The organism is Streptomyces viridochromogenes DSM 40736 (genome assembly GCF_000158955.1).
In the GTDB taxonomy this organism is placed as follows: Bacteria; Actinomycetota; Actinomycetes; order Streptomycetales; family Streptomycetaceae; genus Streptomyces; species Streptomyces venetus.
In genome coordinates this window covers 1,335,560-1,350,414 of record NZ_GG657757.1, presented here as the reverse complement: position 1 = coordinate 1,350,414, position 14,855 = coordinate 1,335,560, and the positions used below count along the sequence as shown (strand labels likewise).

The following is a 14,855-nucleotide window of genomic DNA, read 5'->3' as shown; positions in this document are numbered from 1 at the left end:
GCGGACGCGTGCGGGGGAGCCGGTGGAGGTCGCCGGGCTCCGGGCGGACCGGGTCAGCCGCCGCGCCGACGGGCGCCTCATCCTCGACGGCGTCGTCCTCGCGCCGCAGACCGGCTCCACCGTCGGTGTCCTCGGCCCGAACGGCTCCGGCAAGTCCACACTGCTCCGGCTGCTGGCCGGGCTGCTCACGCCGACCGCCGGGGTCGTCACCCTCGACGGCACCCCGCTGGGTGACCTGCCCCGCCGTACCGTCGCCCGCCGCCTCGCGGTGGTCGAGCAACAGGCCGACACACAGGTCGAGTTGACGGTCGTGGACGTGGTCCGGCTGGGCCGGGTGCCGCACCGCCGCGCCTGGACGCCCGGCACGGCGGACGACGAGCGGGCGGTGCGCGCCGCCCTGGAGCGCACCGGCCTCGCCGACCGGGCAGGCCAGCCCTGGCACACCCTCTCGGGCGGTGAACGCCAGCGGGTGCAGATCGCCCGCGCACTCGCCCAGGAGCCGCGCGAACTCCTCCTGGACGAGCCCACCAACCACCTCGACATCCACCACCAGCTCGACCTGCTCGCCCTGGTCACAGGCCTGCCGGTCACCACCGTCGTCGCCCTGCACGACCTCAACCTCGCGGCGATGTACTGCGACCGGGTCGTCGTCCTGAGCGCGGGCCGGGTCGTGGCGTCCGGCGACCCCGGTGACGTCCTCACGGAGGAGCTCATCGCCGAGGTGTACGGCGTCCGGGCCGCCGTCAGCCGTGAAGGTCCCGAACGCCGGCCCCACGTACGCTTCCTCGGCACCCTGGCGTGAGCGGTGGCCGTGTCATTGGTGGGGAGAATCCCGCCACGGTGGCCGGAAAGTAGCGGACATGCCTGCATGCGGACGCCCGCCCGCCTACGCTCGCCTCGTGCTGCGCATCATCGACGCCCGTACCGGAGAGCCGGTCGACGCCGCCCCGGCCCGCCGGGGCCTGACCCGTGTCGAGGTGCACGCGCCCGGCTCCGACACGACCGACCTGAGGGTGCTGCTCGTCGCGGACGTACTCGTCCGGACCCTGGAACTCGGCGGCACACCGGTGTGGGCCCTGCTGACCGGCGGCCGGCGACAGGCGGAACTGCGAGCGCGCGCCACGGCGCTCGGCATCCGGCCGTTCGAGGACAGCACCGACGTGAGCGCCGGTCTGGGTGAGGCTCAGGTGATCCACGTGACCGGCGAGGGCGGGGCGGCGGCCGACGGGGTGCGGATGGACGTCGCCCCGGCTCACCCCGAGCACCCCGGCACACCGGACGACACCGACCCCGCCGTGCTGCGCCTCGCCCTGCTCGCCCGGCACCACGACACCCCCGTCCGGCTGGAGGCGGCCGTCCTCGAGGAGGCCCGCGCCACCCTCGCCCGCTGGCGCGGTGCGGTCGCGCGCTGGGCCCGGTCGCCCTCGCGGCCCGTCCCCGACGAGGTGCGCGGGCGGCTGCGGGACGCCTGGGAGGACGACCTGGACGTCCCACGCGTGCTGGACGTGCTGCGCCAGGTGGAGACCGATCCGGACCTGCCGGACGGTGCACGCTTCGAGACGTACGCCTACGTCGACCGGCTCCTCGGCCTCGACCTCACCCGCGATCTGGGATCCCCGTCATGATCGACCGCACCGCGGCGCGCCCGCTGCGACGCCTGGTCGTGCTGCGGCACGCCAAGTCCGCCTGGCCCGTGGACGTCGCCGACCACGAACGCCCACTGGCCCCGCGCGGCCGCCGGGACGCCCCCGCCGCCGGGCGGGCCCTGGTCGAGGCCGACTGCCTGCCGGACCTCGCGCTGTGCTCCACCGCCCTACGCGCCCGCCGGACCTGGGAGCTGGCCGCCTCCCAGTGGGGCACACCGCCGCCGGTCCGGCACGACCGGCGCCTGTACGCCGCGAATCCCGCCGGGCTGCTGGCCGTCGTGCACGAGGTGCCCGCCGAGGTGGAGACACTGCTGCTGATCGGCCACAACCCCGGACTGGAGGAACTGGTCCTGGCGCTCGCCGGTGACGGCCTCGACGACACCCTGGAGCAGGTCCGCACGAAGTTCCCGACCTCGGCGATCGCCGTCCTGTCCTGGCACGGCGGGAGCTGGTCGGACCTCGCCCCGGGCAGCGCGCTGCTCACCTCCGTGACCGTGCCCCGGGGTCCGAAGAAGTAGCCCGGTCACGCGCACGGGCATGGGGCCTTTCCGGTGATTTGCCCCGGCTCGGGCTGAGCGCGGGTGCCGGGGCGGGTACGCCGTCTGCGAGGAGGGCCGCGAAGAACGGCCTCGGAGAACGGCATTGCCATCCATGAGGAGACGAGCCATGCACGCAGTGTTTCGGCGGTACGAAGGGGTGACCGACCCGGCTGAGGCGGGACGCCGGGTGAACGAGGGGTTCGTGCCGCTGATCCAGCAGGTCCCGGGGTTCGTGGCCTACTACTGGGTCGACGCCGGTGGCGGGGTGATGGTGTCGACCAGCATCTTCCAGGACCCGGCCGGCGCCGAGGAGTCGACCCAGCGGGCAGGCGGCTTCGTACGGGACCGTCTTGCCGAGCTGCTGCCCAACCCGCCGCAGGTCACGGCAGGCGAGGTCGTGGCCCAGGCGTAGCGGAGGACCTGGTGTAGCGGAGGTCCCGGCGGAGGCGGGCGGAGGCGCCGCGGGGGCCGAACGCCCTCGATCACCGCATTAGGCTGGCCGGATGCAGGACGAATACCGCACGGTCGCCGGCGCGGGCGTGCACGAGACCGAGGTCAACCGCTCCCGCTTCCTGTGCGCCCTCGCCCCGGCGGCGACCGAGCGGGAGGCGCAGGACTTCATCGCCACGGTCCGCAAGCAGCACGCGGACGCCAACCACAACTGCTGGGCCTACGTCATCGGTGCCGACGCCTCCGTCCAGAAGGCGAGCGACGACGGCGAACCCGGCGGCACGGCCGGTGTCCCCATGCTCCAGATGCTGCTGCGCCGCGACATGCGGTACGTCGTCGCCGTCGTCACCCGCTACTTCGGCGGGGTCAAGCTCGGCGCCGGCGGCCTCATCCGGGCGTACGGCGGAGCGGTCGGCGAGGCGCTGGACACCCTCGGTACGCGCACGCGCCGCAGGTTCCGGCTGGCCACGGTCACCGTCGACCACCAGCGCGCCGGCAAGCTCGAGAACGACCTGCGCACCACCGGGCGCGAGGTCCGGGACGTGCGCTACGGGGAGGCGGTCACCCTCGAGATCGCCCTCCCGGACACCGACGTGCCCGCATTCCGGTCGTGGCTCGCCGACGCGACGGCAGGAACGGCCGTCTTCGAACCGGGCGGGGAGACGTACGGCGACGTCTGACGCGCGGTCATGGCCTCTGCGGCGCCTGAACGCAGGCCCGCCGGGTCCGGATCAGGGCTCGGGTCTGCGGAGCGAGGCCACCGGCGCCGGGCCGTGGTGCGCCTCCGCCGTTGCGGCGCAGAGCTGGGTGTGGTGCGCGCTGAGGCTGCGGCGCGTGCCGCGCCGGGTGTAGCCGTGGTGCGTGGCGCGACCCGCGCTCGTGGCGGCACCCGGCCGTGGCGTACCGCGTGGTGCGGCACGACGGCGGTGCTGTGCGCGCATCGAGGGTACGGCGGACCGCCGAGTCGTCGCGCGCCCATCCCTGTTCCGCCCAGCGGCGGGACCAGCCGAGGGGCAGAACGGGGTGGACGGCGGTCAGCGGTCCTTGGCGGCGTCGGCGGGCTCGGGTGGCTCTTCGATGCCCGAGGTGCGCGCTCCCGCCGCGGGTTCCGTGGTCGCGGGGACGCGGCCCAGGCGGAGGGCGAGCAGCGCGGTGCCGACGGCGAGGGCCGCGAGGACGTACGCGGTGAGGTCGAAGGCGTCCGCGAACTCGGACATGCCGGTGCCCGGGCCCGGCTCCTGAGGGTTGGTCCCCAGGAAGCCGCGGTACAAGGCCCCGATGACCGCTACGCCGAAGGCCATGCCCGCCTGGGTGACGGTGTTGAGCACACCCGATCCGGCGCCCGCGTCGTCCGGGTGGACCCGGGACAGGACGGTGTCCACCAGCGGGGCGACGACCAGGCCCTGCCCGAATCCGGAGACGCCCATCACCACCGCGAGCCCGATCGCCTGGCTCGTGCCGGTCAGCCCGGTGGCCGCGGGCACCGCGACCAGGCCGACCGCCATGACGAGGCCGCCCGCCACCGACACCCCGATGCCGAACCGCGCGGCGAGCGCGCGGCAGGCCGCCGAGGCGGCGATGAACCCGAGGCCGAGCGGCACGAACACCAGGCTCGCCGCGAGCGGCGTCAGCCGGAGGCCCGACTGGAGGTGGTAGGTGAGCACCAGGAACAGTCCGGCGTTGCCGGAGAAGAACAGCAGCACGGTGCCCATGCTGAGCGGGAAGCCCTTGGCCCGCAGCAGCCGGCTCGGCAGCAGCGGGTCGTTGCCCCGGGACTCCGTCCGCCGCTCCCAGCGCAGGAAGGCCCAGGTGCCGGCCGCGCAGAGGGCGAAACAGCCGTACGTCCACCACGGCCAGCCGTGCTCACCGCCGAGGATCAGCGGGATGAGCACCAGCGGCAGCAGCACGGCCGTGAAGACGACGCCGAGGAGGTCCAGGCGCGGCACGTCCGCACTGCGGCTCTCCGTGACGGCGGGCACGGCCGCGCACAGGATCGCCGCGCCGATCGGCACGTTGATCAGGAAGATCATGCGCCAGCCGAGACCGGCCACGTCGAGGTCGAGCAGCAGACCGCCGCCGACGAGACCGGCGATGACACCCGCACCGATGGAGGCACCGTAGGCGCCGACGGCCCGGGCACGGTCGCGTTCGTGCACGAAGACGGCCCGGATGAGGGAAAGCACCTGCGGGGTCATCACCGCGGCCGACAGACCCTGCAGCACCCGGGCCGCGATCAGCGTCCCCGGACTGGGCGCGAGCGCGCACAACAGGGAGGTCAGGGTGAAGGTGGCCACCCCGTACTGGAAGGTGCGTTTGCGGCCGATCCGGTCGCCGAGCCGCCCGCCGGTTACCATGCCCGCTGCGTAGGCGATCACGTAACCGTCGATCACGAACTGGAGTTGGCCGAACCCGGCGTTCAGGTCCGCCTGGATGCCCGGAGCCGCGACGTTCACGATGAACATGTCGATCTGGCTCATGAACATCGCGAGCAGGACCACGGTGAGACCCGCCCAGTCCCGCCCGGTGGCGCGGTGGGGGCCGGTGGTGGTGGGGGCCCCGGCTCCGGCCTTCGGACTCGCTTTCGTTGTCACTGTGCGCATATCACCACTCGTTGTCGAACGTGCGCTGGTCGAGGGGGTGCGCTGAAGCACCGATGTATGTTTAGCACTAAATTCAGATCTAAATGTAGCAGGCGAGTGGAGGGCAGGCCTCATGAGGTCATCGGAACGAAGCGATCGTCGGCCGCAGGGAGACGACCCGGCGGACGCCATCGCGGCTGCCTGGAGCCGCGAGCGGCCCCAGACTCCGGTGGGCTCCATCGGCGTGGTCACGAGGATCTGGCAGCTCGCCAAGCACTTCGGTGACGACCGCCGGCGGGTGCTGGCCGAGGCCGGGGTCGACCCGGCCACCCTGGACCTGCTCAGCGTGCTGCGGCGCAGCGGGCCCCCCTACACCATGAGCACGAGGGACCTCGCCGGGCACTCCCTGGTCACCGCGGGCGCCATCTCGCAGCGGGTCGCACGCGCCGAGCGCGACAACCTGGTCACCCGCCGCCCCGCCCCCGGGCGCAGCCGCGCGGTCCTCGTCGAACTGACCCCGGCCGGACACGAGCTGGTGGAACGCACGGTGGACCGGGTGCTGGCCCGCGAGGCACAGCTGCTGGAGCGCCTCGGGCCGGAGCGGCGTGAAGCGCTCGCCGAGCTGCTGCGCGAACTGCTCGACGACGTGCAGGACGAACTCAAGGTGCAGGGGGTCTCCCACGTGGGGCACGAGGGGCTGGACCAACCCGGACACGGCTGAGCCCGGCCGGAGATCCGGCCGGGCGCACCCGCCGGCAGCGGAAGCGGGTCAGGCTCAGTAGCCGTACGCGCTCGGCGCGTTCTGGCCGCCGTCCACCGGGATGTTCGCGCCGTTGACGGCCCGTGCCCGGTCCGAGAGCAGGAAGGCGATCACCTCGGCGACGTCCCGCGGATCGACCAGGCGGCCGCCGGGGAACTCCTTCTCGAACTCGTGGTAGGCCCGCGGGTCCTCGTCCCGGAGCCTGGCCCAGCCCTTGCCCTCGATGAGCATGGAACCGGGCGAGACGCTGTTGACCCGGACCCCGCGCGGCCCCAGCTCACGGGCGAGGGACGCGGCCATGTGGATCTGTGCCGCCTTGGCCGCCGCGTACTGCGCGGGCGGGGCCGGCTTCCAGCCGGAGATCGAGGAGACCAGCACGGCGCCGCCCCCCGTCCTGGCCAGGTGATCGGCGGCCTCGCGCAGCGCGATCGCCGGGTGCGTGACGTTGAGCCGGTACGTAAAAAAACAGTCGTACGGCTCCGTGGCGCGCAGGTCGGAGCCCCGTACACCGCCCGCGACCGTCACGAGGCCGTCCACCCGGCCGAGCCGGGCGGCCGACTCGTGTACGAACGCCGCGAGGGCGGACTCGTCGAGCACGTCCAGCCGCCGGGTGTGCGGGGTGCGCCCGTGCCGGGCCCGCACCTCCTCGGCCACCGCCTCCAGTGAGGCGGCGTCGCGACCGCACACGGCGAGATCGCACCCCTGCGCGGCGAGCCGGAGCGTGGTCTCCCGCCCCAGCCCACGGCTGCCGCCGGTGATGATCACCGCCCTCCCGGCCGGGCCGGGCGCGCCGGACTCCCGTGCCCCGTCCCTGCCGTCCGTGTCGTCCACGCCGTCGTGCTCCTCTCCTCGTCTCCCCCTTCTCGTTTCCCGTTCTCCGGCGCGGTGCTCAGCCCGTCCTCGCCGGATCCCGCACGATGTACGCCGAGAGGATCTCGTCGACGCGGTCGAGCACGGACTGCTCCAGCCGCACGCCGGAGGCCGCCGCGTTCTCCTTGACCTGCTCGGGACGGCTCGCGCCGATGATGGCCGCCGAGACGGACGGGTTCTGCAGGACCCACGCGACCGCCAGCTGGCTCATCGTCAGTCCGAGGTCGGAGGCGACCGGGCCCAGCTCCTGGACGGCCCGCAGGGCTCCCTCGTCGTTCATCCAGTGGCCGACCAGCATGTCGACGAAGCCCTTGCCCGCCTCGGCGCTCGCCCGGGAGCCCGCGGGCGCCTCCGCGCCGGGCAGGTACTTGCCGCTCAGGATGCCCTGCGCCAGGGGCGACCAGACGACCTGGCCGAGTCCCTCCCGCTCGCACGCGGGCACGACCTGCGACTCGATGACCCGCCACAGCATGGAGTACTGCGGCTGACTGGCGACCAGCGGGACGCGCAGCTCCCGGGCCAGACCCGCGGCGCGGCTGATCTGCTCGGCGGTCCACTCGCTCACCCCGACGTAGAGGATCTTGCCCGAGCGGACCAGGTCCGCGAAGGCGAGCATGGTCTCCTCGAGCGGCACGGCCGGGTCGTGGCGGTGGGCGTAGTAGATGTCGACGTAGTCGGTGCCGAGGCGGCGCAGCGAGCCCTCGCAGCCCTCGATGACGTGCTTGCGGGACAGGCCGCGGTCGTTGGGGCCGGGGCCCACCGGGTGGCAGACCTTGGTCGCGAGCACCAGGCCCTCGCGACGCTGACCGGCGAGCGCCTTGCCGAGCACGGTCTCGGCCCGGGTCTCGGAATACACGTCGGCCGTGTCGAAGGTGGTGATGCCCGCGTCGAGTGCGGCCCGCACGCAGGCGTGGGCCGCCTCCTCGTCGATCTGGGCACCGTGGGTGATCCAGTTGCCGTAGGCGATCTCGCTGATCACGAGGCCGCTTCGGCCGAGCCGGCGGAACTCCATGTGCTGTGTCCCCTTCTCTGCTTCTCTTCTCGGACGTTCTCAGACGTTCTTGGACGTTCTCGGAGGTTCTCGGTCGTTCCCGGGTGTCGCGGGACGTCCCGGCGGCGCGCGTGCGGGCGCCGTGCCGGGCCGGCCGGGCCGCCGCCTCACAGCAGTGCCGCGGTGCGGGTCATCACCTCGCGGGCCTGACGCGGACTGAGCCGCGGGTCGCAGGCCGACTCGTAGCGGGGCAGCGGAGTGGCCGAGGCCAGTTCCTCGGCCGTGTCGACGCACTCGGTGACCGGGCCGTGGGCGGTCTCCAGCATCAGACCGGCCGGACGCAGGCCGTGCGTGTGCAGCGTCGACACGAAGCCTTCGATCTCCGCCATCACGTCGGCGACCGCCCGGCTCTTCTGCCCTGCGCCGTTGACCCGGGTGTTGCCGTGCATCGGGTCGCAGATCCAGGCCACACCGGCGGCCTCGTCGCCGAGCGCCCTCAGCACGGCGGTCAGGCCCGGGGCGATGCGGTCCCGCCCCATGCGCACGATCAGGGAGAGCCTGCCGGGACGGCTCCGGTCGCCGAGCATCCGCACCAGTGTGCGCACCTCCTCGGGCGGCGCCCCGGGGCCGATCTTCACGCCCACGGGGTTGCTGATCGCGGCGGCGAACTGGACGTGCTGGTGGTCGGGTTGACGGGTCCGGTCGCCGATCCACAGGAAGTGCCCGGAGGAGCCGTAGCGGCCCCCGTCGGCGTCGGGCCGCACCAGGGCCTGCTCGTACTCCAGCAGCAGCGCCTCGTGCCCGGCGTACGTGCGCTGCGGTGCCGTCCGCCCGGCCAGGCCCATGTCCCTTTCCAGCAGGGTGCTCAGGGTGGTGCCGGCGTTCCGGTGGGCCAGCAGCAGCCGGGACGGGAGCGCGACCCGTGCGGCCAGGGTGGGCTCGGGGGCGTTGACCGCGTCCCCGCGGTAGACGGGCAGCACCGTGCCGTCGGACAGCGTCTCGGTCGGTTGTGAACGCGGCTTCGCGTACTGCCCGGCGATTCGACCCATCCGGACGGCGGGCAGCCCACTGGCCTGGGTGAACGCGTCGGCGAGCCCGTGCAGTTCGTCCGCCTTGGCGAGGACGGTCTCCGGGGTGGCGTCGGCGAAGCGCTCGGCGCACTCCCCGGCCTGGAGCACGAAGGCCTCGCCGCGGGCGGCCCGCCCGAGTTCGGCTGTGAGGTCGGCGCAGGCGGTGGAGTCCACCAGCGGAGGCTTGGCCTCGAGCGAGAGCAGGACCTCCTTGAGCTCGTCGAGCGAGGCCCATTCGGGCTGTTGCAGGGCACGGGCCGGCAACAGCAGGCGCGTGGCGGTCATGGTCTTCCTCCATGGGGCGGGACGGGTACGGCACCCGAGCCGGATTCGGCGGGCGCGCGTCACACGACGGCAGCGGCGTCGGCTTCTGTGCGGATGTCATCGGGGCCCGCACCGGCGTCACGGTGTGGGCCGGGGCCGGTGACGGAGGCCGGCAGATGGCGGGCCCGGGCCAGTTCGGCCGCCCGGACGATCTCCCCGGCGAGCGGACGGTCCTGGGCGGCCGTCGGTCCCAGTGGCGCGGTACCGCGGTCCAGCAGGTCCGCCACCGGCGTGCCGGGCCAACGGCTGCCGTCGGATGAGCTGGGGAGGGACATCGGTGCCTTCCGTCGTCCTGGCGTCGGCGGGTGTGCGCGCCGCTCTAGCCGGGGGCGAAGCCCAGCGGGCCGACCGCTTCCTCCAGCAGCCCGGCCAGGCGGATCAGCAGCGGTTCGTGGTCGCGGCGGGCGATGAGCTGCACGCACAGCGGCGCGCCGCGCTCGTCCCGGGCGACCGGCATGGTGAGCGCGGGCAGCCCGGCGAAGCTGGCGAGCGGCGTGTAGGAACACGCGCAGTTCGTAGTCGGTTCCCCAGCGCCGGGATGGTCGACACCCGGGCGTCGCGGCGGCGAGGTCCGGCGGCGCGGCCGGGTTCCAGGGGCAGCAGCCAGGCGTCCACGCCGGCGGTGTCGAAGTCGCCCTCGACCGTGGCGCGGGTGTGTGCCAGGCGCTCCAGGATCCAGGCGTAGCGGTCGTCCTGGACCTTCGCCCCGACCTCGAGGGCCCCTCGGGTGGTCTCGTGCAGATCGGCGGGCACCCAGGGCCGCCACAGCTGGTAGGCGTCCCAGGCCTGACGCGCGCACAGTTCCCAGGCGGGTCCGCGCAGCGCCCACAGGTCGTCGACCCGTACCGGATCCAGCCGCTGACCGCTCGCCTCCAGGAACCCGCAGGCCGCCTCCAGCGCCCGGCGCATGACGGGACCGCAGGTGCCGTCGGGCCCGTCCACGTTCGCGACGACGCCGATCCGGTACGGCCCCTCGCCGGCCGGCTGCCGGGCGCCGAGCCGGTCGAGCCCGAGGAGCGGCCACAGGTACGCCAGGTCCGCCGCGCTGCGGGTGACCCAGCCGAGGGCGTCCATGGGCGGGGAGAGCGGGAAGACCCCCTCCAGCAGGGAGGTCCGCTGGGTCATCCGCAGGCCCACCGTCCCGCACTGGCCGGCGGGCCAGCGGACCGAGCCGAGCACGTCCGTGCCGAGGCCGAGGTCGCAGATACCCGCGGCCACGGAGACGGCCGTGCCGGTGCTGGACCCGCCCGGGTCGATCCGCGGAGCGTACGGGTTGACGCACTCCGACCCCACCCCGATGTTGAGTTCGGTGGTGACGACCTTCGCGGTCACGGCCGCGAGAGCGCCCGGCAGGGCGGCGATCGCCGGGTTCGAGGCCCGGGCGTGGTGGCGGTGGCCGCGCAGACCCAGCCTGGTGGGGAAACCGGCCACGTCCACGGTGTCCTTCACACCCACGCGCACCGGCGGGGCGTCCGGGCCGAGCGGGGCGCGCTGGACGCAGGCCCGGTAGCGGGCGTCCGCCAGGTCGGACCAGGCGGCTTCCGCGGTGCGCCACTCCTCGGCGCCCAGCGTGCCCCGGGTCCGGGCCGCCACCCGCTCCGGCAACGGCAGCGCCATCGGTGCGCCGGGCTCGGGCGCCTCGGGCGCGGCGGCCCAGCGGGCCTGCCGCGCGTAGCCGGTGATGGCTTCCTGCGGGGTGGGGGTGGCGTCCTGCGGTGTGGGGGAGTCAGACATGCTCGGCCTCCTCGGCGGGGCGGGCGGCGGCGGTGAGCTCGGTGATGAGGACTTTGCCGGTGGCGCCGCGTGGGATCTGGGGAACGCGGTGCACGGCACGCGGCGCGGGCAGCCCCGAGGGCAGCCGGCCCAACTGGCGGCGCAGGGCGGCCGGGTCGACCGTTTCGGGTCCGGCGTAGAACACCTCGTAGTGCTCGCCGCGTACCGGATCGCTCACGGGCGCGCAGACGAGGTCCAGACCCGGGCAGCGCTCGCGGGCCAGATCCTCCACACGGGCCAGGTCGCAGCGCACGCCGTTCACCTTCACCAGCCGGGACGCACGCCCCAGGTGGTGAAAGGTGCGCGGGCCCAGGGGGGCCACCAGGTCCGGCAACTCCCAGTCGTCCGGGGGCGCTTCGGCGCCGGACAGGCGGGCCAGCCGCGGACTGCCGACCCGCAGCCGCCGGGCCGCCGCGCCGTCGTCCGCGAGGGTGCCCGGCAGCACCTCCACGTCGGGCAGCAGGCGCCAGGGCACGCCGCCGGTGTGCTTGCCGGCGATCGGACGGTGGGCGACGGCCCCGGTCTCGGTGGAGCCGAGGAGTTCATGCGCCCGGAAGCCGGTCTCCGCGAGGCGTCCGGCGACCTGGTGGGCCGCCGGTGTGGCGGGGCCCGTGCTGTGCAGGGCCGTGACCCGGCCGTGCCGTGCCAGGGCGGGGAGGTGCCGGGCGAGGAGCTGCCAGGTGGAGGGCAGGCAGACCAGGAGCGTGGGGGCCCCGTCGTCGAGCGGGGGCACGGTGAGCGGCTCGTCCCAGAGGCCGGTCACCGGGATGTCCCGGAGCCGGGGCAGCTCGTGCCCGTACAGCCGGCCGTAGAGGTGGCCCGGGGGAGCGTAGGACACGATGCGGCCGAACCGGGCGGAACCCAGGACCGCTTCGTGCACGAGCTCCGCCTCTGCCCGCAACTGGGCCTCGGTGCGCAGCCAGGTCACCGGCGGGCCGGTGCTGCCGGAGGTGGCGAAGGCGATGTCGGGCATGGTCAGGTCCCGAGACCGAGGGCCGCCGAGTCCTCCAGCCGCTCGTGGGTGAAGCGCACCATCCGCTCCACGCTGGAGAACCAGAAGCGGACGTCGTCGGCGACGAAGTCCACCTCGATCCCGAACTCGCCCTCGACGGCGGAGATGCACTCCATGGCGGTGAGACTGTCGTAGCGCTCGCCGAGCGCCTTCTGGAGGTCGGCGTCGGAGGGCACGTCGGTGAAGGCGTCGCCGATCCGGGCGGCGAGGACGGACCGGATGCGGTCGTGGATCTCTTCGGTGGTGGGGACGGTCGTGGTCATGGTCGTACTCCTTGCCGGTGGAACAGGTGGTCCAGTGGTCCAGTGGGGGGGAGGGGGGACGAGCTCAGCCGGCCGCGGCCGGTGCGGGTCCCACGGCGGTGCCGTCGGCCCGGCTCAGACCGTCGCCCGCGCCGAGGTAGACGTCGGAGGGGGACGTGGGGCGGAACTCCAGGTAGCAGAACGGAGTCCGGGCGTCCGCGCCCAGCGCCTCGGTGATGCAGCGGGCGAGCCCGTCGCGGAAGGCGTCGTCGCGGTCGGGACCCACACAGCACGTCACCGAGGCGTGGCGCGGGCCGCCGCCGTCCGTGTCGTGCGGCAGCGCCTCGACGGGCAGCCCGCCGGAGAAGACGGTGCTCTCCTCGGTGGGTTCGAACCGGACGACGACGTGAGCGGCCTGGACGCCCTGGGCGGTGAGCCAGCGGGTGACGCGCAGCGCGACGGCGCGGCGCCGGGATACGGGGAGTTCGGGGGTACGGATGGTGATGGTGGGCACGAGGCCTCCGGTACGGCGATTCGGGACCGGGCGGTTCGGGACCGGGCGGTTCGGCTCGGGCGGTCGGGCTCGGGCGATTCAGGACAGGGCGAGGGCCGGCAGCGTGCCGGGGCCCGTGGCGAGGCGCCGGGAGAGGAGGGTGCCGAGGCTGTCGGCGAGCGGCCCTCCGCCGCCGGGGGCCAGCGGGCTCCACGCGGTGCCGTCGGCGCCGCGCACCCGGTCGACGAACGCGCGGACGTGCCCGGTGTCGAGGGCGAGCCCGGCCCGGTCGGCCGCCAGCACCGCCTCGTAGGTCGACAGCAGGTCGGGGACCCGGTTGCCCTCGCCCGCGTGGCCGCCGCCGCGTACGCGATGGCGGGCGAGCAGCACGTCGACGGCCTCGCGGGCCTCGGCGGGGGAGGCGAGCCCCGGGCCGAGCAGCAGCCGGACGCGCTGGGCCTGGAGCGCGGGGCGCAGACCCGGCCCGGCGCCGGGCACGTTGCCGTGCGCGAACGGCTCCCCCTCCGGGATGCGGCAGGACTCGACGAAGGAGAGGACGCCGGCGAGGTCCAGGCCGAGTCCGTCCGGCCCGCCGAGCAGGGCCGCCGCCTCCACCGCCGCGGCCGTGGACACCAGGTCGGAGCCGCGGCCTTCCCAGTAGCCGAATCCGCCGTCGGCGTTCTGGAGCCCGGCCAGCCAGTCGGCGATCCGGCGCCGGGCCGCCGGGTCCTCGGCGAACGCTCCGGCCGCCAGGGCCCACAGGGTGCAGCGCACCTCGCTGCCCCGGCCCGGCATGTACATCACGCCGCCCTCGTTGGGCAGTTGGCAGCCCTCCAGCCAGCGCACCTCGTCCGGCCGGGAGGAGGCCGGGTCCGCCGAGAGAACGGCGGCGGCGGTGGACAGGGCGTCCGCCGCCTCCCCGGGCTCCCGGTAGGTGTAGCCGCCGCCCGGGCAGGCCAGTTCGGCGATACGGGCGGTGACGGCGTCGGCGACGGGGGCGAGCGGCGCGCCGAGCGCCTTGAGCGTGCCGACGGCACAGAAGGAGGCCCACACGTCCTCGACGTCGTACCCCTCCCAGCGCACGAAGGCACCGGAGGGGCCGCGCAGGCCCATGACCCAGTCGTGGCAGCCGTCGGGATCACGCGGAGCCCGGCCGAGCGCCGCGAGCGCGCCCACGGCCCGGTACGTGGCCCACAGGCAGGGCACCTCGGCGGCGGGGGCGAAACGGAAGCCGCCCTCCTCGCCCTGGCGGGCGCGCAGCCAGGCGGTGAGCGCCTCCTCGTCCCAGGGCGGGGCACCCGTGGCGCCGTCACCGGTGGCGGCCCGCCAGGCCATCACGCCGTAGTAGCAGGCCCGTACGTCGGCCTTGCCCCGCCGGGCGTCCTGCGGGGACCAGCTCAGGCCGCCCTCGGCGCACTGGAGCCGGCTCAGCCAGTCCAGCAGGCGGGCGCGGTCGGGCACCGGGCCGCCGCACAGCTCGACGGCCGTGCGGGCGGAGAAGTGGGTGGCCCACACGTCCGGTGCCTGCCCCGGGAGCATCGCGTAGGCGTCCCCGGACCAGGTGCGCTCCAGCCAGCGGGCCGTGCCCTCGGTGCCGGGCACCGGGCGGCCCATGTCGCGCAGCCCCTGCGTGCAGTAGAAGGTGGCCCAGGCGTCGGAGAGCATGCCCCGGCTCCAGGCGTAGCCGCCGTCGGCGTTGCGCCGGCCGGACAGGTAGGCGGCCGTGCCGTCCGGGTCGGTGACACGGTCCGCGCGGTCCAGCCAGGCTAGGGTCCGCACGGCCGCGTAGGTGCACCACAGGTCGGGTTCGCCGCCGGACACACCCCGGCCCTGCGGCGCGCGGGGGGCCGTCTTCGGCACGGTGGCGGTCATCGCGCTACCTCCACTTCCCGGATGTTGGACCGCTTCCAGCTCTTCTGCGAGGCGCCGCTCTTGGTGTTGGCGGGCAGGGAGTTGACGAACACCACGCCGTCCCAGCGCAGCCCGAGCAGTTCCTCGGACCTGTCCTGGACGCGTCGGCACTCCTCGGGCTCGCCGTCCCGTCCGGTGCCGATGCCACGCTCCAGGAGCAGCCGGGCGTAAGGTGCCCTCGCTGTCCACCTCCAG

16 protein-coding genes and 1 pseudogene are annotated in these 14,855 nt (G+C 74.6%); 6 read left to right on the top strand and 11 right to left on the bottom strand.

The features are described from left to right. The first annotated feature begins 22 nt into the window (after positions 1-22). The 5 genes from SSQG_RS05760 (at position 23) to SSQG_RS05740 (ending at position 3,315) form a co-directional block, all read left to right on the top strand. Positions 23-802 (top strand): ABC transporter ATP-binding protein, encoded by a 780-nt coding sequence (locus SSQG_RS05760; RefSeq protein ID WP_003988779.1) that lies wholly within the window; start codon positions 23-25, stop codon positions 800-802. A 58-nt stretch (positions 803-860) separates the two neighbouring features. Further along, on the top strand, positions 861-1,625 hold the full coding sequence (locus SSQG_RS05755) for a cysteinyl-tRNA synthetase (RefSeq protein WP_039932011.1): 765 nt from the start codon (positions 861-863) through the stop codon (positions 1,623-1,625). Next, positions 1,622-2,164, top strand: a complete 543-nt coding sequence (locus SSQG_RS05750; RefSeq protein ID WP_003988777.1) for a SixA phosphatase family protein — start codon at positions 1,622-1,624, stop codon at positions 2,162-2,164. Before SSQG_RS05755 ends, SSQG_RS05750 begins: the two co-directional genes overlap by 4 nt. 148 nt (positions 2,165-2,312) lie before the next feature. Continuing rightward, complete coding sequence (locus tag SSQG_RS05745) at positions 2,313-2,597, top strand: hypothetical protein (protein WP_003988776.1); 285 nt, start codon at positions 2,313-2,315, stop codon at positions 2,595-2,597. 91 nt (positions 2,598-2,688) lie between these two features. Further along, a complete protein-coding gene (locus SSQG_RS05740) occupies positions 2,689-3,315 on the top strand; it encodes a YigZ family protein (protein WP_003988775.1) in 627 nt (208 codons plus the stop codon). A 354-nt stretch (positions 3,316-3,669) separates the two neighbouring features. Here the strand turns inward: SSQG_RS05740 and SSQG_RS05735 are convergent, their stop codons facing one another. After that, a complete protein-coding gene (locus SSQG_RS05735) occupies positions 3,670-5,235 on the bottom strand; it encodes an MFS transporter (RefSeq protein WP_003988773.1) in 1,566 nt (521 codons plus the stop codon). 112 nt (positions 5,236-5,347) lie between these two features. On the opposite strand from SSQG_RS05735, the gene SSQG_RS05730 reads away from it, so the two are divergent. Further along, a complete protein-coding gene (locus SSQG_RS05730; protein WP_039932010.1) occupies positions 5,348-5,935 on the top strand; it encodes a MarR family winged helix-turn-helix transcriptional regulator in 588 nt (195 codons plus the stop codon). A 54-nt stretch (positions 5,936-5,989) separates the two neighbouring features. Here SSQG_RS05730 and SSQG_RS05725 read toward each other — a convergent pair whose 3' ends face one another. The 10 genes and pseudogenes from SSQG_RS05725 to SSQG_RS41310 all read right to left on the bottom strand — a co-directional run. Then, entirely contained in the window at positions 5,990-6,805 is an 816-nt protein-coding gene (locus tag SSQG_RS05725; protein ID WP_003988771.1) for an SDR family NAD(P)-dependent oxidoreductase, read from the bottom strand. 58 nt (positions 6,806-6,863) lie between these two features. Then, positions 6,864-7,856 (bottom strand): aldo/keto reductase family protein, encoded by a 993-nt coding sequence (locus SSQG_RS05720; RefSeq protein WP_003988770.1) that lies wholly within the window; start codon positions 7,854-7,856, stop codon positions 6,864-6,866. 146 nt (positions 7,857-8,002) lie between these two features. Next, a complete protein-coding gene (locus tag SSQG_RS05715) occupies positions 8,003-9,190 on the bottom strand; it encodes a 3-deoxy-7-phosphoheptulonate synthase (RefSeq protein ID WP_003988769.1) in 1,188 nt (395 codons plus the stop codon). 59 nt (positions 9,191-9,249) lie between these two features. Then, on the bottom strand, positions 9,250-9,504 hold the full coding sequence (locus SSQG_RS05710) for a hypothetical protein (RefSeq protein ID WP_003988768.1): 255 nt from the start codon (positions 9,502-9,504) through the stop codon (positions 9,250-9,252). Positions 9,505-9,607: 103 nt separating this feature from the next. Continuing rightward, positions 9,608-10,963 carry an amidase family protein gene (locus tag SSQG_RS05705; RefSeq protein WP_106434146.1) on the bottom strand — a complete coding sequence of 452 codons (1,356 nt, stop codon included), beginning with the start codon at positions 10,961-10,963 and terminating at the stop codon, positions 9,608-9,610. Next, positions 10,956-11,975: an acyl-CoA synthetase gene (locus tag SSQG_RS05700; protein ID WP_003988766.1), complete on the bottom strand. Its 1,020-nt coding sequence runs from the start codon at positions 11,973-11,975 to the stop codon at positions 10,956-10,958. Before SSQG_RS05700 ends, SSQG_RS05705 begins: the two co-directional genes overlap by 8 nt. 2 nt (positions 11,976-11,977) lie before the next feature. Then, positions 11,978-12,277, bottom strand: coding sequence for an acyl carrier protein (locus SSQG_RS05695; protein WP_003988765.1), 300 nt, complete (start codon positions 12,275-12,277; stop codon positions 11,978-11,980). A gap of 64 nt (positions 12,278-12,341) precedes the next feature. After that, positions 12,342-12,770, bottom strand: a complete 429-nt coding sequence (locus tag SSQG_RS05690) for a hypothetical protein (protein WP_003988764.1) — start codon at positions 12,768-12,770, stop codon at positions 12,342-12,344. A gap of 78 nt (positions 12,771-12,848) precedes the next feature. Then, positions 12,849-14,621, bottom strand: a complete 1,773-nt coding sequence (locus tag SSQG_RS05685) for a prenyltransferase/squalene oxidase repeat-containing protein (RefSeq protein WP_003988763.1) — start codon at positions 14,619-14,621, stop codon at positions 12,849-12,851. After that, a pseudogene (locus SSQG_RS41310) lies at positions 14,618-14,855 on the bottom strand (hypothetical protein); the annotation flags it as partial. The gene SSQG_RS05685 and the pseudogene SSQG_RS41310, both read right to left, overlap by 4 nt.